Annotated in this window: 18 protein-coding genes and 1 other RNA gene; 6 read left to right on the forward strand and 13 right to left on the reverse strand. The window is 63.7% G+C overall.

The window, feature by feature from the left end; all coding sequences use genetic code 11:
• Positions 1–59 precede the first annotated feature (59 nt).
• From JWQ90_RS15855 to smpB, 10 genes are all read right to left on the reverse strand, one after another.
• Positions 60–1,511, reverse strand: coding sequence for a hypothetical protein (locus JWQ90_RS15855; protein ID WP_299695941.1), 1,452 nt, complete (start codon positions 1,509–1,511; stop codon positions 60–62).
• Positions 1,508–3,376 (reverse strand): SIR2 family protein, encoded by a 1,869-nt coding sequence (locus tag JWQ90_RS15860; protein ID WP_299695942.1) that lies wholly within the window; start codon positions 3,374–3,376, stop codon positions 1,508–1,510. The genes JWQ90_RS15855 and JWQ90_RS15860 overlap by 4 nt, the downstream gene beginning before the upstream one ends.
• The gene (locus JWQ90_RS15865) at positions 3,373–4,542 is read right to left on the reverse strand and encodes a restriction endonuclease subunit S (RefSeq protein WP_299695944.1); all 1,170 of its coding nucleotides are present in this window, start codon (positions 4,540–4,542) and stop codon (positions 3,373–3,375) included. The genes JWQ90_RS15860 and JWQ90_RS15865 overlap by 4 nt, the downstream gene beginning before the upstream one ends.
• Positions 4,539–6,329: a class I SAM-dependent DNA methyltransferase gene (locus JWQ90_RS15870; protein ID WP_299695946.1), complete on the reverse strand. Its 1,791-nt coding sequence runs from the start codon at positions 6,327–6,329 to the stop codon at positions 4,539–4,541. The genes JWQ90_RS15865 and JWQ90_RS15870 overlap by 4 nt, the downstream gene beginning before the upstream one ends.
• A 9-nt stretch (positions 6,330–6,338) precedes the next feature.
• On the reverse strand, positions 6,339–8,711 hold the full coding sequence (hsdR, locus tag JWQ90_RS15875) for an EcoAI/FtnUII family type I restriction enzme subunit R (protein ID WP_366919523.1): 2,373 nt from the start codon (positions 8,709–8,711) through the stop codon (positions 6,339–6,341).
• Positions 8,712–8,737: 26 nt separating this feature from the next.
• Positions 8,738–9,145: a type II toxin-antitoxin system VapC family toxin gene (locus JWQ90_RS15880; RefSeq protein ID WP_299695950.1), complete on the reverse strand. Its 408-nt coding sequence runs from the start codon at positions 9,143–9,145 to the stop codon at positions 8,738–8,740.
• 10 nt (positions 9,146–9,155) lie between these two features.
• On the reverse strand, positions 9,156–9,395 hold the full coding sequence (locus JWQ90_RS15885; protein ID WP_299695952.1) for an AbrB/MazE/SpoVT family DNA-binding domain-containing protein: 240 nt from the start codon (positions 9,393–9,395) through the stop codon (positions 9,156–9,158).
• A 215-nt stretch (positions 9,396–9,610) separates the two neighbouring features.
• Positions 9,611–9,967, reverse strand: a transfer-messenger RNA (tmRNA) gene (ssrA, locus tag JWQ90_RS15890).
• A gap of 106 nt (positions 9,968–10,073) precedes the next feature.
• Complete coding sequence (locus tag JWQ90_RS15895) at positions 10,074–11,951, reverse strand: hypothetical protein (protein WP_299695954.1); 1,878 nt, start codon at positions 11,949–11,951, stop codon at positions 10,074–10,076.
• Positions 11,952–12,348: 397 nt separating this feature from the next.
• The gene (smpB, locus tag JWQ90_RS15900) at positions 12,349–12,825 is read right to left on the reverse strand and encodes an SsrA-binding protein SmpB (protein ID WP_299695956.1); all 477 of its coding nucleotides are present in this window, start codon (positions 12,823–12,825) and stop codon (positions 12,349–12,351) included.
• Positions 12,826–13,209: 384 nt separating this feature from the next.
• Between smpB and JWQ90_RS15905 the strand changes: the two genes are divergently transcribed.
• Genes JWQ90_RS15905 through JWQ90_RS15915 form a run of 3 tightly spaced genes read left to right on the forward strand, consistent with a single transcriptional unit; the run spans position 13,210 to position 15,344 of the window.
• Positions 13,210–14,592 (forward strand): sodium-dependent transporter, encoded by a 1,383-nt coding sequence (locus JWQ90_RS15905; protein WP_299695957.1) that lies wholly within the window; start codon positions 13,210–13,212, stop codon positions 14,590–14,592.
• Between the two features lie 22 nt (positions 14,593–14,614).
• A complete protein-coding gene (locus JWQ90_RS15910) occupies positions 14,615–15,067 on the forward strand; it encodes a type II toxin-antitoxin system RatA family toxin (protein ID WP_299695959.1) in 453 nt (150 codons plus the stop codon).
• Between the two features lies 1 nt (position 15,068).
• Positions 15,069–15,344, forward strand: a complete 276-nt coding sequence (locus JWQ90_RS15915; RefSeq protein ID WP_299696050.1) for an RnfH family protein — start codon at positions 15,069–15,071, stop codon at positions 15,342–15,344.
• 33 nt (positions 15,345–15,377) lie between these two features.
• On the opposite strand, the gene JWQ90_RS15920 is transcribed toward JWQ90_RS15915, so the two are convergent.
• Positions 15,378–15,830, reverse strand: coding sequence for an outer membrane protein assembly factor BamE (locus JWQ90_RS15920; RefSeq protein ID WP_299695961.1), 453 nt, complete (start codon positions 15,828–15,830; stop codon positions 15,378–15,380).
• A gap of 138 nt (positions 15,831–15,968) precedes the next feature.
• Here JWQ90_RS15920 and fur point away from each other — a divergent pair, with 138 nt between their 5' ends.
• Positions 15,969–16,421: a ferric iron uptake transcriptional regulator gene (gene fur / locus JWQ90_RS15925; RefSeq protein ID WP_299695963.1), complete on the forward strand. Its 453-nt coding sequence runs from the start codon at positions 15,969–15,971 to the stop codon at positions 16,419–16,421.
• A 79-nt stretch (positions 16,422–16,500) separates the two neighbouring features.
• On the opposite strand, the gene recN is transcribed toward fur, so the two are convergent.
• Both recN and JWQ90_RS15935 read right to left on the reverse strand, forming a co-directional pair.
• A complete protein-coding gene (gene recN, locus JWQ90_RS15930; RefSeq protein ID WP_299695965.1) occupies positions 16,501–18,180 on the reverse strand; it encodes a DNA repair protein RecN in 1,680 nt (559 codons plus the stop codon).
• Positions 18,181–18,191: 11 nt separating this feature from the next.
• On the reverse strand, positions 18,192–19,106 hold the full coding sequence (locus JWQ90_RS15935) for an NAD(+)/NADH kinase (RefSeq protein WP_299695967.1): 915 nt from the start codon (positions 19,104–19,106) through the stop codon (positions 18,192–18,194).
• Positions 19,107–19,515: 409 nt separating this feature from the next.
• Here JWQ90_RS15935 and hrcA point away from each other — a divergent pair, with 409 nt between their 5' ends.
• Both hrcA and JWQ90_RS15945 read left to right on the forward strand, forming a co-directional pair.
• Positions 19,516–20,553: a heat-inducible transcriptional repressor HrcA gene (hrcA, locus tag JWQ90_RS15940; RefSeq protein WP_299695969.1), complete on the forward strand. Its 1,038-nt coding sequence runs from the start codon at positions 19,516–19,518 to the stop codon at positions 20,551–20,553.
• Between the two features lie 20 nt (positions 20,554–20,573).
• A complete protein-coding gene (locus JWQ90_RS15945; protein ID WP_299695971.1) occupies positions 20,574–20,957 on the forward strand; it encodes a hypothetical protein in 384 nt (127 codons plus the stop codon).
• The last annotated feature ends 253 nt before the right edge of the window (positions 20,958–21,210 follow it).

The following is a 21,210-nucleotide window of genomic DNA, read 5'->3' on the forward strand; positions in this document are numbered from 1 at the left end:
ATCGTTGCGGGCCAGCGGAGAGCATGTCGCAGTGTTCATGCGAGAACGGCGTCCGTTGATCACATGAATAGTCGATACGCATAGGCATTGCCCGGCAGGCTTGGCACATTGGCGATTGTTCGTGCTAATCGTTGTGAATATCGAATGGTGACGGGCACTGGGTCGTACAGGGCATCGTTGTTCCAATCCATCTTGGTTAACGCAAGGGCTTCAAGCGCGGTTATCTCCAATGGACCTATGCCAGCATGACGCACAAGACTGATCGGGCGCGGGATGCTCTTCTTGCCCTGGTAGTAGTCGCCCTGTAGCGCGGCACGGGGAGCATTGCCAGCCACCCAGACCAGTACAGAATGTCCGGAGCGTTGCAGCACCGTGCCACGAGGGACCGGGTAGCCATCAGGCTCGCTGCGTACCCCCTGTTTCCGGCCTTGGTTCAGCCACACGCCGCGCCAGCCTGGGCTGCTCGCGACCTCAATGCATTCGACCTCAGGCACGGCCGACAAGGCATCCAGAGCACCTTCCAGTTCCTCGGGCCTGAAGGCGGTCGTTTTGTGAACCACGAGGCGGCGAGGTAGCTGTCCACCGTTTCGACCCTGATAGAGGTGCAGACTGCGTGCCAGCACTGCGCGCATATCGTTCCGGCTCAGGAAGGGATTGCGTCGCGCCTCTTCGATGTCCTTGACAGGGTCTCGTGCCTCGAATGCAACGAATTGCATTCCGCCGCCATCTGCGTCAAAGACCTGCGAGCAGCAGGTCACGTAATGAGCGTCCTTGGGGTCGCCCCGCAGGGCGTAAGCGAGGCCAATATAGGCCGTCCCTTCCGGAACCTCCGGAAGAGACGCCAGCTTCCAGGGTATGCCGCCTGCCTTCACATACAGGGCGATTGACAGGCGCCACGCCAGAGAGGCCTTGTACAGATAGTTGATCGCTCGGTCATTGATCACCTGCGTCGGGATGCTATATGCCGCTCCCAAGGCCTTGAGCGCATCGTGGGCATCGAAGCCCGGTGCCCTAAAAGCCGCTTGCCAGGCGTCTGGCAGATGGACGAGGGCGACATCGAACTGATCACGTACCAGCATCAGCCGATCCATTCCTCCTCGAAGGGCCTGCAACAACCGCTCGTGCGCCAGTCCGCCCTCGCCTAGCGCGTTGAGATCATCAGGCAGCTTGATGTGAGCGCTGCCGGTTGGTGCTCCTATCAAGGGGACTCCAAAGACGCCGACGAAACCCCGGAAGTACGGGACATACTCTTTTCGGTCCCCGGGCTTCTGACTCGATCGCAGAGTCTCGATCAAATCCCGCAACCCAGCCCATCCACTCGCGGGTGCGATAGTTGCTATCCGCAAAGCCGGGGTATAGGCCCGGAACGTAGAGGAACTGTAGGGGCCATGGTGGTCGAGCCCACGTAGCGGGTTCACGTCGAGTGACGTATCGGTCGGATCGAACGTCAACTGAGGTTCTTCCAGCAGAGCGAAGGGGGCCAGCTTCGACGCATCGAAAATAGCGCTCATCGACGATCCCGTAGAAAGTAGTCGTGCTCATGACTCGGGCGGCTCCAAGCCGTGGCCGGAGACAAGCGGAACTCGGCATCCTGACCTGCCCCGTCCTTCAGCCCAACCGCGCGCAGGGAATAGGACCCATCTCCAGCTAGCATCTTTGCCCAGGCAGCGATGATCTGAGCCCAGGCTTGGTTGCGGCGCAAAACCCATCGTTCGCGCCGCCAATTGATCGCCGGGTCACCTTGTCGAAGAACCTGGAATGCGAGATCACCCGATGCAGCTTCGGCATCGCCGTCGTTATCCGCATCGCGGTGCGGGAACTCCACAGAGGTGAATGGCTCGAACGCGCACCACCACTGACCGTTCAAGGACTCCAGGCGGATCTGCACACCCTCATTGAAGGGATAGTCGAGGTCGGGAATATTGCCGACCAGGGCAGTGTTGTACGCACGCTTGAGCTCCGCAAGCTGCTTATCGCGACGAGTAGCGACTTCCGGCGTGTCGTTCGGAAACCCGCTTTGCACCAGCAGGGAGTGGCCTTTACGGCGTAGCCGGGCAAAAAGCGGTCGCCTGCGGCACAACGCGCGGACCAGCGCGTCGTAGAGCAGTCCGCGAGCCCAGCTATCTTTGTCAGGGTCCAATTCGAGCGTTCCTTCGACACGGCCCCCTACACTTGCAAAGGCGCGCTCGAGATCGATGTCAGTCCCGAAAGCCGCCAATTCACGCCCGGCGCTGGCGACGATGCCCCAGACCTTGGCCTCGCGTAGCAGTTCTCGCGCACGAGAAGTTGAAACTGGCTGATCGACCTGGATACGACGCGCGATGGTCGGCAGGGCAAGTATCGGAAGCGCCGAGCATTGCAGCACGGGAAACTTCCGCCGCTCCGCCGTCGGCAGCGGAACCTCGCGGAGGACCGGATCGGGACGCGCCTGATACACATGGGTCTGCAGTGGCCCCGGAAGCTCGATGCCGTCGGCAATGTCGGCCGCCAGTTCATCGAACGTCTGGGACTCTACGACAGCAACGGAAACACCGGCTTTATCTGCCGTTTCCAGCAACTGCGTTACGGCGGGCAAGAGCGAATCTGCTGCTCGAGTCACCCAGAAAAGCCCGCCCGGAAATGCCTTGGGCTGCGCCAATGTTTCGGTCAGGGCTTCCATAACCGAGGCGTCGCGCCCGCTATAGCCGACCACCACGAGGCCGAAGCGCGCGCAAGCTGCCGACAATAGCCGCCGCATCTGCGAGTCCTGCGTTTTCAGTTCCGCGGTCGTGTTCTTCAGTTCGACCGATTGAAAGTCGCCATGCAGTTTGGCAAGCAAGGGCCAACGAGACTCGCGCATACACAGCTCGGCTCGAGAGGCGTTGTCGATGGCCGCAACGGTCAGATGGGCACGCTCAGCAGGCTCGACTAACTGGTCGGTCAGCGTTGCAGCGGTCTCTACCAGAGAGTCGAAGTTTGTTGTGAAGACGCAGGGAATCCGCTGGGTAGTGAGCAGTGCCGCGAGTACCCGGTGTGCGAAGGACGGGCTGCCTTTCTTGATCGCGGCCTCGACATACAGGCGACGATCTTCAGTAGTGGGGTAGACGGCCTCGAATGCCGCTGCGTATTCGGTTGGATCGTTTGGCGTGGGGAGCGCCGAACGTGTACTGAGGAACGCATTGATCCTTTCGGTCCATAGTGGATCATTGGCATCGACTTCGCGCAGCGACATGCCGGAAAGCTGGCAGAACAACCGCTTCTTGAAGTCCGTGATCATCGCGTAGCCGGTGGGAACTCCGGCTGATGCGGAGGCTCCGGCGCCAAGGAACCAGGCCAGCATTTGCGGTCGCAGGCCGAACTGCCTCGCGAACTCTGGTCCCTTCAGCGTGCGGATCACGCGGCAGATTCTCCATTTGTGGCCGCGCCAAACAGGCGCTCCAGCGTCGCCGGAATCAGGGACTGGTTCGCTTCGCGGATGGCCGAGTGCTTGGCTTTCAGTTCTGCGACCTTGGATTGGAGAGCGTCAAAGGCGCGCCGTGTTTCGATCGGTGGCACTGGAACCTCAATCACTGCGAGCTTTTCAATACCCAGCGTGCGGTTGCGGCCGGCTCCGCCCGGTGACGCTTCGCCGATCTTTTCCAAGCCTGCCTCGGTCAGGAAGTAGTAGCGGAGGAACTCTGCGCTGGAGAGTTGCTGGTTGACCACGCAGGTGATGAACCGGTGCGACCCGAAGCGGCTGGCATCCTCTGGCTGGGCGATGGCGATGGCGCCTTCCCAGGCGAAAACGTTGGAGAAAAGAAGGTCGCCGGGTTCGATGTGGAACAGACGCTTGCTTCCCGCTTCGGCTCCGCTCAATGGTGGCTTGTGGAACGTGCCTTTTCCGAATGAACGGATGCCGAGTTCAGGGTAGCTGCCCTCCAAGGACACTGCCTCCTCGCGCCGCACCAGCGGTGCGACCTCCGACATGGGCCGGACGGTGGCGGAGGCAACGGCGTCGCGGAAGCGCACGGCCAGCAGGCGGTCGGAATCGGCTTCGATGTCGTCAAGATGCTTGTTCACCTGCCGCGCTTTGTCGGCCAGCGTGTCGAGGTGGGCAACGACGGCTTGCTGCTCGGCAAGCGGCGGGAGCGGAACAACTATTTCCTGCAGCTTTTCGAGCCCGAGAGTTCGATTCCTGCCGGCTCCGCCCGGAGAGGCACGTTGAAGCTGGGCTAGACCATCTGGAGTTCCCAGATAGCGGACAAGGTAATTGGCGTCTGCGCGTTTGGAATCGACCGCACAGGTGATGAAGCGATGGGAACCGTAGCGCCCTCCATCGTCAGCGCCAGCAACGGCTACAGCGCCTTCCCATGCGAACACATTGGAGAGAATCAGGTCGCCTTTCTCGATACGGAAAAGTCGCTTGCTACCTACTTGTGCTCCCTGTAGCGGCGGCTTATGGAATGTGCCCTTTCCGAACGAGCGAACTCCCAACTCGGGGTATACGGCATCAAGGTCAATATCCACTGGTCGCCTGACGAGTGGAGCAATCTCCCCGAAGCGAACCTTGGGGTGCGGCTTCATGTAGCGGTCTCGCTGACCAGTATGTCGATCTCACCGAGCAGTCGCATCACCTCCTGCTCTTTGACACGCATAGCGGCCACCAGGTCCTTCGGATCGGCGTGTTCCAGTCCCTGCCTGGCGTTGGGATTCTTGAGGTCGAGGTTGTAGAGCGGCCAGTAGAGGGCGTCGCCACGGACCTGAGCTGCTTTCGCAGTGGCCTCGTGCGCCTGCTGTCTGGCTTTCACCTCCCGCTGTTGCGCAGTCAACGCAGCCTTATCGCTGTTGCTTGCGTTGCTTAGTGCAAGTTCCAGATCGCGCAGCGGCTTGCCGAGCGCCATCGCGTTTGTGCGCTCGGCCTCAGCGTGCTGCCAGTGCGGCGTGGCAGCGGCGACCGCTGCGGCCTTGCGAGTGGCGAAGTCCAGCTTCCAGGCTTGAGGTCCTTCCTCGCGCTGGTTCCACCAGGCCTGTGCCGCGGCGAATTCCTCGAATTGCAGGGGTGCGGTCTTGGAGTATTTCTTTCGGCCTTCCGGCAACGGCAGCTCGTAGTACCAGATGTCCTGCGTCGGTCCGCCGCGCTCGAAGAACAGCAGGTTGGCCGGGATATCGGTATAGGGCGCGAACACACCTTGCGGCAGGCGCACGATGGTGTGGAGCCGGAACTCCTTGAGCATCTCTTCTTTGATGACGGCACAAACACCGTCACCGAATAGCATGCCGTGAGGTACGACCACGGCGGCGCGTCCGCCGCGCTCGGCGCCGAAGCCGGCCACGCGCAGCTTGCGCATGATGAATTGCAGGAACAGCAGCGCGGTTTCCGACGTCTGCATATTGGCGGGGAAGTTGGCCTTGATGCCAGCCTCCTCCTCGCCGCCGAAGGGTGGATTGGTGAGAATGACGTCCACGCGCTCGCTGTGGCCGATTTCGCTGACGCGGCGCTCCAGCGTATTGCCGTAGGCGATCTGCGGCGCCTCCAGCCCGTGAAGCAGAAGATTCATCTGTACCAACATATACGGCAGTGGCTTGGCTTCCTGCCCGAACAGGGTTTCGCGTTGCAGTGTGTGTCGCTCTTCGGTCGTCTTGATCGATTTAGCAATGTGGTCGTAAGCCTCTACCAGGAAGCCGCCGGTGCCGCAGGCCGGGTCCAGCAGGGTTTCGCCGAGCTTGGGGTCGGTGACCTGCACCATGAAGCGCACGACCGGACGCGGCGTGTAGAACTCGCCGGAGTCGCCGGCCGCGTCGCGCATTTCGCGCAGCATGGATTCGTACAGGTGCGAGAGGGTGTGAATCTCCTCGCTGCTGCTGAAGTGAATTCCGTTGATCTTGTTGACGATATCGCGCAACAGATAGCCGCTGACCATGCGGTTCTGCACGCCCTTGAAGACGTTGGCGATGACCTCGCGCTGGCTGCCTTTCTCACTCTCTCCCGAGAGACTGCGCAGATAGGCAAACAAACCCTTGCCGTGCTGGCCGTCCGGGCGGATGGTTTCTTCCTGGTTGATGAAAGCCAGCAGCTCATCGCCGCTCAGACCGTCCTGGCGCGTGCCCCAGTCGCGCCAGCGATACGGTGCATCGACGATGGCGTGATATGGTCGGCCGTCGAGTTCGCATTCTTCGGCGTGGACGATTTCGAGGTCGTCGAGGAACTTGAGGAACATCACCCAGGTGAGCAGCGGCAGGCGATCCACGTCGCCGTTGAGGCCCTTATCCTTACGCAGAATCTTGCGCGCGCTGCCGATCAGCGCGGTAAGGTTCTCGCGCGTGGTGAGCTGGACCTTGGCTTTCCTGGTCGTCTTTTCCTTCGGGGGCATTCAGTGCTCTTATTGGTATAGGGCGGATTGCAAACGGGACACCGCGTCCTTCATGCCCTTCACGCCGCCGAAATGACGCGCGGCGATTTCGGAAGGGCTGCCATAACGGTCGAAGGGTTTCACCTTCATCAGCTCGGAGAGCGCGCTGAACTGTACGATACCGCGCTCCACATATTTCTCCAGTAGCAGCGAGAGAACGTCGCGGGCGGTTTCACCGTGTTGCGCGAATAAATCCTGCGCCGCTTTGCGGGCACGCTCGGCACGCTGGCGGCGCGTGAGTAGCGGTGCGTTCCAGGCGAGATGGCAGAGCAGATCGAAGGGATCGGCGTCGGGCTGGTCGCTGGCGGCGGCGAGTTCCTCGAAGCTGATGCCGCGCTCGGTCAGCTCCCGCAGGACTTCGACACGGGTGTCCGGGTTCGACCAGGCGGATTGCAGGGCATCGCGGCTGGGATACATTGAGCGCACCGCTCGGCCGGAATACTCGGTGTAGCTCGCCACCTGGAGCTTCTTGCCCTCGGTGTCGAGGTCGTAAACCAAGTGGCCGATGATCTCGACTTCGCCACCATCGACGTAGAACTTGCGTGGCTCGTCGGGTGGGTCGGTGATGATTTCGGCATCGCCGTCAGCAGGCTCGACGACGTATTCGGCTTCTGGCTCCGCGATGCCGGGGGTGGGCTCGACGACTGTCTCCACCGTCTCGCCTTCCGGGCCGATGATGACCTCTTCGATTTGCGCAGGATCGCCGTCGAATTCCGGGTCGGCGAAATGGCGGGTGGCCGTGCCGGTGAAATCGACGATGTTGAAGTATTCCTTGCCGTAGTCGGTCTTCAGGCGCGTGCCGCGGCCGATGATCTGCTTGAACTCCGAGCGCGAGCCGACCACGCGGGCGAGCACGACGTTCTTCACCATCTCCGCATCCACGCCGGTTGTCAGCAATTGCGAGGTGGTGAGGATGACCGGTGTGGGCTTGTCCACGTCCTGGAAATAGCCAAGGTGCGTAAGCCCGATCGTGCCCTCGTCGGCGGTCACGCGGCAGACGTAGTCGGGGTATTGCTTGACGAGGTCGCTGTTGAGATTCACCAGCTCCTGGCGGAATTCGGCGGCGTGTTCCTGATCGACGCAGAACACGAGGGTCTTGGCGAAGCGATCCGTGCCCTTGAGGAAGTCGGTCAAATGCCGGGCCATGGCCTTGGTGCGCGCGCGGAGTGCGACAACACGCTCGAAGTCCTTGGTCTGGTACTCGTCATCCGGCACCGCGCGGCCGAACCGATCCAGTTCATCCTTCGAGGGCCTCCAGCCAGCGGCATCGACTGAGGTAATGACGCGGTGCACGCGATAGGGTGCGAGGAAGCCATCCTCAATGCCCTGGCGCAGGCTGTAGGTGTAGACCGGGTTGCCGAAGTAGTTGTAGCTGTCGCGCGACTCCTCGCGCAGCGGCGTGGCGGTCATGCCGAACTGCACGGCAGGCGTGAAGTAATCCAGAACCGCGCGCCAGCTGCTGGTGTCCCGCGCGGACCCGCGATGGCATTCGTCGATGACGATCAGGTCGAAGAAATCCGGCCGGTACTGGCGAAAGACATCTTCCGAAGCCGTGGAGAGCGACTGGTAGATGCCGAAGTACATGTCGCGGCTTTGGCTGGTGTCGCCACCGCTGATCTTGTGCCGGGCGTCGCCAAAGGGCGCGAACATCTTCGCCATCGGGTCGTCGACCAGGATGTTGCGGTCGGCGAGGAACAGGATCTTGGGGCGCCGGTATTCGCCGGTGCGGTTCCAGCGGCTGTTCCACAGCTTCCAGCAGATCTGGAAGGCCACACAGGTTTTGCCCGTGCCGGTGGCCAAGGTCGCGAGGATGCGTTTCTGACCGAGCAGGATGGATTCGATAACGCGGTTGATGGCAATCTGCTGGTAATAGCGTGGCACCTTGCCGGACACCAGGTTGAACGGTTCCAGCAGGTGGGGCTCAGCGGTTTCTGGAATCGCCGCGGCTCCACTCAGTCGCTGCCACAGCTCAGCGGGGGTCGCGTATCGCTCAACCTGCTGCTCGGTGCCGATGAGGTAGTCGATCTCGATGATGCGGCTGCCGTTGGTGGCATAAGCGAACTTGAGCCCGAGCATTTCGGCGTACTCGCGCACCTGCTGCACACCGGTTTCGGCAGGCAGGCCAAGTTCCTTGGCCTCGACAACGGCGAGCGGAAAATCGCGGCGGTAGTACAGCAGGTAGTCCGGCTTGCGCTGCTTTCCACGCCGGACCTTGCCTCCAGCCACAATGATCCGGCCGTTCGTGATGCTGCGTTGCTCACCGATGGAGTGCGGAGACGTGGACCAGCCGCTTTCGACGATTTTCGGTGTGACCAACTCTCGGCAGGTGTCCGCTTCTGTCATCACCGCGGGGTGAGTCGCCTGGCTGTTCACTTGGCCTCCGGTGTCACCAGCGGGACAGTGGGGAAGTAGTTCTTGTAGCGCCGGGTGTCGCGGGTCAGGATTCCGCAGCCAAGCACTGCCGCATGGGCGCCAATGAAAAAGTCCGCCAGAATGCTCGTTCGCTGACCGCCGCCGTGACGGTACTTCACGAAGGCGCGGCCGGCCAGGAAGAGCGCGGGGCGGGGTAGCTCCTGGTATGCGAGTCCTATGTCGTCGATCACGTCGTCGAGAGCATCGACAGAATCGAAGGTTAACGACAGTTCTGAATAGATCACCGGATTGATGAGCAGCTCATGCACTTGGGCCTGAGCCCGTAGCTGGCGCACCGACCAGTCCGCCCATGCCGGGTCGTCTTCGAGCACGTCCAGCAGGACGTTGGTGTCCACGAGCATCATGGGGCGTCGCTCAGTCTGCCCCGCGTAGAAGCGCCATCAGTTCATCGGTGCGCCACTTGACCTGTGCCTTGCCACGCGCCGACTCAAAGCGGTCACGTTTGCTGGCGGGCCGCCCGCCAGCCTTCTGCACGACGACCTGACCCTCGCGGTTCACATCAAAGTCCACGCCATCGCCTGGTGACAGGCGCAGCGCGTCCCGCACCTTCTTGGGGATGGTGACTTGCCCTTTGACCGTCATTGTCGTAGCCATGACCGGCTCCATGCGTAATACGGAAGGTTTAAGTGTATTACTCGAAATGGTGTTGCGCTATAGAGTCAGGCGAGAGCCTGTTTATACCGCCGGCAAGGGCTTGGGCTGGATGTGAACCAGCTGAGAATCCCGTCCCGCCGTTGATAAAAAACATAAAAAACCCCGCAATTACGCGGGGTTCAAGTACATCTTCGGTTCCTCTTGGAACCTTGATTTGGTGGAGGCGGGGGGAATTGAACCCCCGTCCGCCAATGCTCCGCCTTCGGTTCTACATGCGTAGCCTAGTCTTTGGTTTTCATCCCCAGCTGCCGAACAGGCACGGAACGCTGAGGCCTATCCCCTTGAGGTTTTCGAGCATCGGCGAAGGGCGCGCGTCAGCCTTATTCGGTAAGAGTCGACGTTTGATTCCGGAGTACCGACACTGCCGGGTCAAACGCTCACCGGAGTTTAGGCGGCGAGGGCGTAGTTGGAGTCGTTCGCAACTAGCTTGTTTGCAGACCGTTTAACGAGCAGATCTGCAGCTCGGCATGCCCCTCGGGTTTTGCGATCGACGTCGAAACCATGTCGCCCCCGTGAAGTCCCGGTAAGACTACCACGCCGCGGACGAGTTCCGTCGGCCGCATACCAGAACGGCGGCTTGCGCCGTCGTTCTGGTCACTCCGGAAACCTAAACCGGAATCACGGCACGATGTTGAAGAAGAAGCCGTAGGCGTGACTGAGGGTGTTGGTCGGCGAGCCCGACACGCTGACCCACAGCTCGGTGCTGGCGCTGGCGCCGGACTTGAGCTGCGTCGCCAGCGGAATGCTCTGCGTCACCGACACCGTTGCACCCGGGTCCAGCGTCAGCGTCATCGGAGCGGCGCCGTCTTTCTTGCCGATGTCGTAGCTGGCAATGCCGTAGGCCGAGCCGGTGGGCGAGGCGTAGACGCTGGTCCACAGGTCCACGGTCTGCGTAGCACCGGTGGTGTTGGTCACATCGTAGGTGAAGTTGCAGGCGCTGCCAGCCGGCAGGCTGCTGTAGTTGTCGCAGGGGATCAGGTTGGTGATGCTGATCGGCAGAATCTGCGCCCAGATCGTCTGGCCGGTGACGCTGGTGCCGCTGAACTCGAAGTTCGCCGCATATGAGGTCGCTTCGCCGCGATGCGCCCACAGCTGGTAGCGGCCGCTGGCCAGGCCGGTAGCGCGGAACGAGAACTTACCGCTGCTGTTGGGTGTGATGTTGCCGAGGTTGATCGTGCACAGGTCATAGCTCGGGTCGGCGCAGAGCTGCAGTGAGACGTAGGCGCTGCCGTCGCCGAGCGGCTGGCCGGTGCTGGCGTCCATCGCGGTGCCGGCGATGACCACCGGCGAGGGCTTGGATACCGACATCGGCGCGCGCTTTGTGGCCCGGGCGATCATCGGCGCTCGGTTCTTGCCGGTGGCAACCGTCAGCGTGGCGTTGGGGCCGACGGTGAAGGTGAAGCCATCGGCGTGGCCGGTGGTCTGCGCCAGTTTGTCGCTGCTGGCGGCGAAGATCTGCACCGTTGCCACAGCGCCCGACGCCATGCCGGCCAGCGACAGCGACTGCTTCACCTTGGTCGAAGCGCCCGGTTCCAGCGTCACCACGAACGGCTTACGCGCGGCGCTTTTGCCGACCATGAAGGAGCTGAATCCTTCCACGGAGCTGTTGGGCTGGGCGTACGTCGTCGACCACAGCGAGGCGGTGACCGCCGCCGTGGTCGTATTGGTCACGATGTAGCTGTAACTGCAGCTGCCACCGCTACCGGCGCTGGTGCAGGGCAGCACATCACTGATCTGCAGCGGCAGGCCGCTCATCTTGAAGTTCAGCTTGCTCGACTCGGTGTTCTCGTCGATGGTGAATTTCTTCGAATACAGGATGGCGTAATTGCTGGCCTGTGCCCACAGCTGATAAGTGCCCGGAGCGAATCCGAGCAGCGGCAGGCTGTACTGACCCTCGGCATCGGGGAAGACGGCAGTCGTCGTCGAGGCGCAAAGCTTCGCGTCGGGTGAACTGCAGGACATCAGCTGCACATAGGCGGCGTTGTCGCTGGTCAGCGGCGCCAAGGTTACGGCGTCTAGCAGCTTGCCGCTGATGACCGCGGTGGTCGGCTCGCCAACGGTGAGTTGGTAGGTGCCGGTGGCGCTGTTGGCGCCATTGAAGCTGAAATCAGGGAAGCCGCCGGCGGCGATGGTGACGACGCCGTCGCTGGGCACGGTGATCAGCAACAGCGATTCGGTGCCGACGCCGGAATCGTCGTCCGATGCGAGCTGCGTGCAGGACGAGTCGAAGAAGCCGAGCACGGTGTCGCTGATGGTGCCGACGCCCGAGGGCGCGCCCTTCATATCGATCTGCAGCGCGGCGCCGGGCGTGGCGGTGAAGCGGTAGTAGTCGACGTCGCCGAGGTCGATCGTGCCGTCGGCGGTAAAACTGCTGCCGGCGACGGGCTGGGCGGTGGCGCAGCTGTTGTTCGGTTCGGTTTCGGCGATGTCGGCCCATACGCTGGGGCTGGCAAGTGCTGCGACGAGCAGCAGCAGACTGTGGAATGGCTTGATCATGATGACGTGGTTCCCCTGATTGTTTTCACGCAAAGAAAATCCATTCCCGAAGGCGGCCACCGGTTTCGACGCTGGCCGTGTGACGGCGCGACAACCCGGCTGCCTTCAGGCGGTGCGCACAAAAAGCAATGCGCCTGCCAGCGCGCGGCGAAAGCTCGGGTAATCCCGGGGGGCTGAGTGGAAGCAGGTTCGCGGCTGCAGGTAGCAGCCGGTCATCTCTGGGGGAAACCCCCGCGGGGTCGCGAAACGCTGTAGTTTTTGCCCTACAGCGTCGAGTTGAATGGGGCTGGCACGTCGTGCTCAATCGGGTTTCGGCTTTGCTTCAGCCGCGATGGTGGCCGAGCGTTCACGTCCCCCGCTTAGGGCTCGTCTCGGCCAGGATGCAGCGTCCGCCGGATCAGCGGGCGCGCATGATCCGGCCTTTCTGCCGGTCCCAGTCGCGTTCCTTCAGCGTGGCGCGCTTGTCGTGCTGCTTCTTGCCCTTGGCCAGGCCGATCTGGATCTTGGCGAAGCCCCGCGTCCAGTGCATGTCCAGCGGTACCAGGGTGTAGCCGGCGCGCTCGACCTTGCCGATCAGCTGGCCCAGTTCCTTGGCGTTGAGCAGCAGCTTGCGCGAGCGCGTCGGGTCGGCGACGACGTGGGTCGAGGCCGACAGTAGCGGCGAGAACTGTGCGCCGATCAGCCAGGCTTCGCCCTTCTTCAGCACCACGTAGGCTTCGGCAATGTTGCCGTGGCCTTCACGCAGGCTTTTGACCTCCCAGCCGACCAGCATCAACCCGGCTTCGTAGGTTTCTTCGATGAAGTAGTCGTGCCGCGCGCGCCGGTTGACGGCGATCAGGCGGTCGGCATCCTTATCGTCTTTCTTCTTGCTCATCCGGCCATTATAGGGGCGCCGGCCCGGCGCCCGTGGGCACGACTACAGCCCTAAGGGCTCGTAAATGGATAACTTGGACGAACGTTGCCGCCCCGGAACGCGCCAGGCAAGGCGCGAGGAGCGCCGATGGCTTATCTCGCCATGACATTGAGTCATGACTCGCCGGGGCCATCGGCTGTGCTCATTGCACATGAGCGACGAGCAACGCCGCCTGGCGCGCTCCGGGGCGGCAACCCGAAGGGCCGGGGTCTGTTGTCGCGCACTGCCGCGTCATTCCTCGCTTATGTACGTTAAGTACATCGCGCTCGTCATTCCTTACATTGCACGACAACAGACCCCGGCGTTCGTCCACGTTATCCATTTACGAGCCCTTACACTACGGCCGTGAACATCCGCGAAAGCAGCTACGGTTACTGGAGTTCCGCACGCGCCTTCGTCTGGGTGGCCGCGGGCGGCTGTATCGGCATCGGCAATATCGCCCGCCTGCCATATTTGATGGGCCAGTATGGAGGCTGGGTGTTTCTGGCGGTCTATGTCGGCGCGCTGCTGCTGCTTGGGCTGCCTTTGCTGGTCGCGGAATGGGCGCTGGGCCGCTGGATGCGCGACGACGTCATCACCGGATTCGGGCGCATGGCACAGACCGCGGATGCGAGCCGGCGCTGGCGCCTGCTCGGCGGCTGCGCGCTGCTCGGCGCTTTGATGATCCTGTCGTACTACAGCGTCGTCGCCGGCTGGAGCCTCGGTTACGTGTTCCGCGCCGCGTCCGGTGGTCTCGACGGCGATGCGGCCGCGGCCGCCGGGCGCTTCCTGGAACTGGCGCAGGACCCGGAGCGCTCGCTGGCCTGGCACACGCTGTTCATGGTGATGACCTGCATCATCGTCGCCCAGGGTTTCCGCGAGGGCATGGAGCGCGCCGCCGGCTACTTCGTGCCGGTGGCCTTCGTTGCACTGGTGGCGATCGTGCTGGCCGCCGCGCACTACGGCGACACCTATGCCGCGGCCGAGTACATGTTCGTCGGCGACGCTGGACGGCTCGGCTGGCGCGGCGTGATGGAGGCGCTGCAGCAGGCATTCTTCACCTTGGCGCTGGGCTTTGGATCGATGCTGACGCTGGGCGCCTACCTGCCGGCGAGTATGCCGCTGGGGCGGCTGGCCCTGACCGTGATCGTGCTCGACACGCTGTTCAGCCTGCTCTGCGGCCTGGTGCTGCTGGCCTTCGTGCTCGGCGCCGGGCTGCAGCCGTCGCCGGGCATCGGCATGGTGTTCCAGACCTTGCCGCAGGCCCTGCCGCCGGGCTGGGCGGGCATCGCGGTTGCCACGTCGTTCTATCTGGTCATCTTCGTCGTCACCTTGTTGTCGGCGGCGGCCTTGCTGGAGCCGCTGACGCGGTACCTGATGGAGCGGCTGAGGCTGACGCGGGTGTTCGCCGCGACGGCGGCGGCGATCATGGTCTGGTATCTCGGCCTGGGCTCGATGCTGTCGTTCAACGTGCTGGCCGATCTGCGGCTGTTCGGCCAGAACTTCTTCGAATGGATGCAGCTGCTCAGCGCCACGCTGATCGCGCCGCTGTCGGGCCTGATGATCTGCGTGCTGATCGGCCATGTGCTGCCCACGGAACTCGCGCGCTCCGTGGCCGGGCCCCGTGAGGAGCGCTGGACCGGGCTATGGATTTTCATGTTGAGTTATCCGGCTCGGCTCGGCTTGCTCGCGATCCTGCTGTATGCGCTCGGTGCGTTCGACTGGCTCGCCCGGCTGTGGGCCGCCTGATGCTCACGATCGCAGACCCGGCATGAGAACGCTGGAGCGCTCCGCTCTGATGCCGTTCGCCGCCGCCGATCTGTTCGGCCTGGTGGCCGACGTCGGCGCCTATCCCGAATTTCTGCCGGGCTGCGTGTCGGCGCAGATCGAGTCCGACGAGCCACTTGCCGATGGCTGCCGCCGGGTCCGGGCTCGCGTCGGCTTCCGCGTCAGCGCGCTGTCTGACAGCTTCGCCACCGAGAACCTGATGCAGCACGGCACGCGCATCGAGATGCGGCTGGTGCAGGGCCCGTTCCGCAAGCTCGAAGGCGTCTGGGACTTCCAGGTGCTGGACGAGCGCGCCTGCAAGGTGTCGCTGGCGCTGACGGTGGATTTCGCCAGCCGGATCATGGAGGCGACGCTGGCGCCGTGGATGGACCGCGCCGTCAACGGCATCATCGATGCGTTCCGGCAGCGCGCGGAGCAGCGGCTGACGCGTGGCTGAGATGCTGAAGCTGCAGGTGGTCTACGCGTCCGAGGACCAGCAGACCGTCGTCGTGCTGGAACTGCCGGCCGGCGCCAGCCTGGCCGACGCGATCGATGCATCGGGATTGCGCGAGCGTTTCGATCTGGGCGATCTGAGCGGCCGCACCGGCATCTACGGCCGCTTGCGGCCCGAGCGCGAACCGCTGTGCGATGGCGATCGGGTCGAAATCTACCGGCCGCTGCTGGCCGACCCGAAGGACACGCGGCGCAAGCGGGCGCGGCTGCGCCGGCGCTGAGGTTTTCCCTGTTGCGGACCTGTTGCGGACCCGTTACGGAGCGCCTTGCGGCGTCGGTGTCTGCTCGCCGCCGTCGTCCGGCGGTCTCGGGCCGCGAACCGCTTCGGCCGCGTCCTTCTTCTCTTCGGACTTGACGAAGTTCAGGTCGGGCTTGGCCAGCTCGTCCACCTTGCCGGCCGAGGCCTGTTCGATGCCGTCCATCTTCGCCAGGCGATTGGCGTTGTCGAAATACAGGCTGATCGTGCGCGTGGTGACGTCGCCGCGCGGCGACTTGTAGTAACCGAAATAATCCCAGCGGTCGTCGCGGAACGGATTGCCGGCGACCGGCGTGCCCATCACGTACTTGACCTGGTCGCGGGTCATACCGACCTGCAGCTTGGCAAGGTCACGCTGGTCGATCACGTTGCCCTGGCGGGTCGGCAGGCGATACAGCAGCGAGCAGGCGGAGAGACTCAGGGCCAGAAGGCCGAGCAGCAGAATACGCATTGGGGACTTAAGGCTCGTTGTTTGCGTCGTGAAGACGCTGGAAGACTGCAAGAAGACTGCGATAATACCTAAACGTTCAAGGCGGCGGGCAACCGGCCCTCGCTACAGCCGGCCGCGAGCCTTTCAGGAGTGGGTCCAGTGGAATCATCCGATCTCAGAAGCGTCGGCCTCAAAGTCACGCTGCCGCGCCTCAAGATTCTGGAAATGCTGGAAAACAGTCCGACGCGCCACCTGTCCGCCGAAGACATCTACCGCCGCCTGATGGACGGTGGCGAAGACATCGGCCTGGCCACGGTTTACCGGGTGCTGACCCAGTTCGAGACCGCCGGCCTGGTCACGCGCCATCACTTCGAGGGCGGGCACGCGGTGTTCGAGCTTGAGCGCGGCCAGCATCACGATCACCTGGTGTGCATGAACTGCGGGCGCGTCGAGGAGTTCGAGGACGAGACCATCGAAAAGCGCCAGCGCGACCGGGCCAAGGAACTCGGCTTCAAGATGACCGAGCACAGCCTGATCATCTACGGCGAATGCCAGCGCGAAAGCTGCCCGAACCTGAAGGCACTGCGACCGCCACGCTCAGCGGCCCCGTAGGAGCGGTCCTTGACCGCGATCGAGGCCGCAGAGAGCACAATCGCGGACAAGGTCCGCTCCTACAGTTGCGGATCTAGCCCTAGCCGCCCGCGCGCTCCAGCAGTTCCTTTGCATGTGCCTGCGTCGAGGCCGTGATCTCGACCCCGCCCATCATTCTGGCCAGCTCCTGCACGCGCTGTGCCTGATCCAGCGGCATGACGCGGGTGTAGGTGCTGCCGGCGCGCACTTCCTTGGCGATACCGTGGTGGCTGAGGCCCTGGGCCGCGACCTGGGCCAGATGGGTTACGCACAGCACCTGGCGGTCCTGGCCCAGCGCGCGCAACTGCTGGCCGACGATCTCGGCGACACCGCCGCCGATGCCGGCATCGACTTCGTCGAAGATCATCGTCGCGGCACCGCCGGCGTTGCTGCCGGCGACCTGGATCGCCAGCGACAGGCGTGACAGCTCGCCGCCGGAGGCGACCTTGGCGATCGGCCTGGGCGGCTGGCCGGGGTTGGCGGAAAAATCGAAGCGCACTTCATCGGCGCCATGAGCGCGCGGTGCCGCGCCGGCATCCAGCTCGACCGCGACGACGAACTCGGCGTTGGCCATGCCCAGGCTGCGCACGCCGCGCGTGACCTGTTCGGAGAATTGGCTGGCGGCCTTGCGGCGCTGGGCGCTGAGTTGCTGCGCGGCGGCGCGCCAGGCGGTTTCGACTTCGCCTTGTTCCTTGACCAATTTTTCGGCGCCACCGGCCGCGGCTTCGGCCTCGTCGAGTTCGGCGCGCAACGCGATCAGGCGCTCCGGCAGATCATCGGCGCGCAGGCGGTGCTTGCGCGCCATGTCGTGCACGTCGGTCAGGCGCTGCTCGACCTGCTGCAGCTGCGCCGGGTCCAGGTCGAGCCGGTCGAGCAGGCGCTGCAGCGCCTGCGTGGCTTCGCGCAGCTGGCTCTGCGCCGCGCCGACGCTGCTCTCGATGTCAGCGAAGCCGGCATCGATCGCGCTCAGCGAGGCCAGCAGCAGGTTAGCGCTCGACAGCTGGTCGTAGGCGCTGGATTCGCCGCCGTACAAAAGCTCGAGCGCGCGGCCGCCGTCCTCGAGCAGGCGTCCGGCATTGGCGAGCCGGCGATGATCGATGTCGAGCTGCTCGAGTTCGCCGGGCTGCAGGTTCAGCGCGTCGAGTTCGCGGATCTGGTAGCGCAGGAACTCGAGCTGCGCCGGATCGCGGGTGCTGGCCTTGCCGAGTTTTTCGATCTGCGCGCCAAGCAGGCTCCAGCGCTGCGCCAGCTCGGCGGTTTGCGCAAGCTCGCGCGCGTGCTCGCCATAACTGTCGAGCAGGCTGCGCTGGGTATCGGCGCGCACCAGGGTCTGGCTCTGGTTCTGGCCGAAGACTTCGATCAGGGTTTCGCCGAGTTCGCGCAGTGCGCTCGCGGCCACTGGCGCGTTGTTGACGAAGGCGCGGGTGCGGCCCTCGGCATAGACCACGCGGCGCAACACGCAGGCGTTGGTGTCGTCGGCGTCGAGCATTTCCTGATCCTGCAGCCAGGCGCGGGCGGCGGGTGCGTCGCTCAGTGAAAACTCCGCGCTGATTTCGGCGCGCTCCTGGCCGCTGCGCACCAGCGCGGCTTCGGCGCGGGTGCCGATGGCCAGGCCGATGGCGTCGATCAGGATCGACTTGCCGGCGCCGGTCTCGCCGGTGAGCACGGTGAAGCCACGCCCGAACTCGAGGTCCAGGGCGTCGATGATCGCCAGATTCTTGATCGAAAGGCCGAGCAGCATAGATCGGTTTTTTAGCGCTCCAGCACGGTCTGGCCGCGGCCCCAGCGCAGCTTGTTGCGCAGGATCGCGAAGTAGCTGTAGCCCGCCGGGTGGATCAGCCGCAGCGCCGCGGCGCCGCGCGTGATCTCGACCGCGTCGCCGGTCGCCAGCGATTCGCCGATCTGGCCGTCGATCGTCATCATCGCCTGCAGCGACGTCGGCGGCAGGGTTTCGTCGCCGCAGACCACCAGGCGCACGCGCTGCTCGCCGCCGACCACGATCGGGCGATCCGACAGCGTATGCGGGCAGATCGGCACCAGCGCCATCGCCTGCAGGCTCGGATGCATCAGCGGGCCGCCGCCGGACAGCGCGTACGCGGTCGAGCCGGTCGGCGAGCACACGATCATGCCGTCGGCACGGTGCAGGCTGATGAAATCCTCGTCCATCCAGCTCTCGAACTCGAGCATCCGGATCGACGCCTGGTTGCGCAGCACCACGTCGTTGATCGCGATGCGCGGCATCGCATCGGCGGAGCTGCCGTCTCCGCCGGCGCGGATGATGCGTGCGCTCAGCACCATGCGCTCCTCGGTTTCGTATTCGCCGCGGATCACCGCGGCCAGCGAGTCGGCGATCTGCTCCGGCAGCAGGTCGGCCATGAAGCCGAGACGGCCCTGGTTGACGCCGAGCAGCGGCACGCCGGCCGGCGCCATCGAGCGGCCGGCGTCGAGCAGGGTGCCGTCGCCGCCGACGACGATCGCCAGTTCGACCGAGCGCGCCAGTTCCTGGCGCGATACGCGGCGGCCGGCCGGTGCTTCGGCCAGCGCGGCATTGTCTTCGACCAGCACTTCGCAGCCCTGCGCACGCAGCGCAAGACACAGGCTCGCGAGCGTCGGCAGATGCGGTTCGCGCCGTTTGCCGATCACCCCGACGGTGCGGAATGGCTTCATGGTGACTGTGGTTTATGGAACGCCAACACGATACAGGATGCCATGCCTGCCGGCGCGTCCTGTACGCCGTTTGCACAGGTCTGTCTTGACGCATTTTTTGCAGTCTGCAGGGCCTGTTAACCATCTTCCGGTCGCTGCGTTGTCACCCAACAAGGGGGCCAGACAAGGCGCGAGGAGGAGGCATAGTGGTGACTATGGTGACGACGAGCAACGCGGTATGGCCCCCTTGTTGGGTGGCAACCCTCCGGGCTGGCCCGAAAAAGGGCGCATTGCGGCGTCTCTCCTTCCTCGTGTACGTCCAGTACACTTCGTCAGTCGATCCTTGCACTGCGCCCTTTTTCGGGCCAGCGCAGCGATCGGATGATGGTTAACAGGCCCTACCGTCAGCTGCGTATCCCCTGAGAAACCCATGGCCGAACCCCTGGAACGACGCGCCGCTGATCTGCTGAAACTGCTGGTCGAGCGCTACATCGCCGATGGTCAGCCGGTCGGCTCGCGCACGCTGTCGCGCTCGGCCAGCCTGAACCTGTCGCCGGCGACCATCCGCAACGTGATGGCGGATCTCGACGAGCTTGGCCTGGTGGTGTCGCCGCACACCTCGGCCGGGCGCGTGCCGACCACGCGCGGCTATCGTTACTTCGTCGACTCGCTGCTGGCGCCGGAGCCGCTGTCGGACGCCGAGCGCGACCGCATTGCCGAGGATCTGGTACCGCGCGGCCGCAGCACCCAGGACATGGTGCAGGCGGCGTCGGCCTTGATCTCGCGGCTGTCGAAGATGGCCGGCGTGGTCACCACGCCGCGGCGCAATCTGGCGATCCTGCGCCGCATCCAGTTCATGCCGCTGTCGGACCGCCGCGTGCTGGTGATCCTGGTGGTCAACCAGAGCGAAGTGCAGAACCGCATCGTCGCCACCGACCGGCCCTACGGCGCGGATGAACTCGAGCGCTACGCCAACGTGCTCAACGAACATTTCGCCGGCCGCGACCTGGTCAGCCTGCGCAGCGCGCTGCTGCAGGACGCCAACGACACCCAGGTGCGCGTCAACCAGACCCTGCGCGACGCGGTGTTCATGGCCGAGCAGGCATTCAAGGGCGACAAGCCCAGCGGTGGCGATTACGTCTATGCCGGCGGCGGCAATCTGCTCGGCTTCCAGGAACTGGGCGATGTCGGCCGCCTGCGCGGGCTGTTCGACGCACTGGACCGCAAGCGCGATCTGCTGCAGTTGTTCGATTCCTGCCTGGCGGCGGAAGGCTTGCAGATCTTCATCGGCGAGGAATCGGGCTACCGGGTGCTGGATGAAGTCAGCGTGGTGACAGCGCCTTACTTTGTCGAAGGCCAGATCGCCGGCGTGCTCGGTGTGATTGGGCCGACGCGGATGGCGTACAGCCGGATCATCCCACTGGTGGCGGAGACGGCACGGCGGCTGACGGCGGGGTTGGACAATTGAAGCGCAGAACGTCAATTTCCATGGAATCTCGGATTTTCGCCTGTCTATTTCTCGCCGTGCCAATTGTGGCAGCAGCTGAAGATCCCACTGGCTGCCTTCAATCTGAACAGCAATCGGAGTTTCAACAGAAGGTATCTAAGCTCTCAGACACATTTGAAGTTACGTCAATCGCCACAGAAATGCGTCAGCTCATGCCCCAGATTCAGGAGGCACTCGACAAAGAACATCAGTGTCGTGCTCATCTTCCACTGTTTGGGGTCGATCCATGCTCAAAAGAAGCCGACACCTACAAATTTCTTACTATGCGCTACGACGCTCTTGAGTCGCAGATGCGTACATTCAATGAAACTTTGCAAACTCAGCTGAGCATCCTTCGTGCAGCCTATCCGGCGGGCAGTCGCTAACTTGGCACCGCAGCCGACGTGAAGAGCTAGAGCGTTCCGATGCGTCCCTCGATACGCCCGCTGTGCGGGCTACTCGGGAGGAACGGACTTCCCCTACCGCCCTCCGTTCCTCCCGAGTAGCGGCGTAGCCGCGTATCGAGGGACACATCGCTGCCGGGACAGGTTGAATTCAGTTGTGGCCGTTAAGGTTGGACCTGCTCTGCTGGCCCGTTACGTCTTGCGACTCTCGCATGACCGCCGGTGGACGACAGGG

This window comes from Hydrocarboniphaga sp., assembly GCF_028291725.1.
GTDB lineage: Bacteria > Pseudomonadota > Gammaproteobacteria > Nevskiales > Nevskiaceae > Hydrocarboniphaga.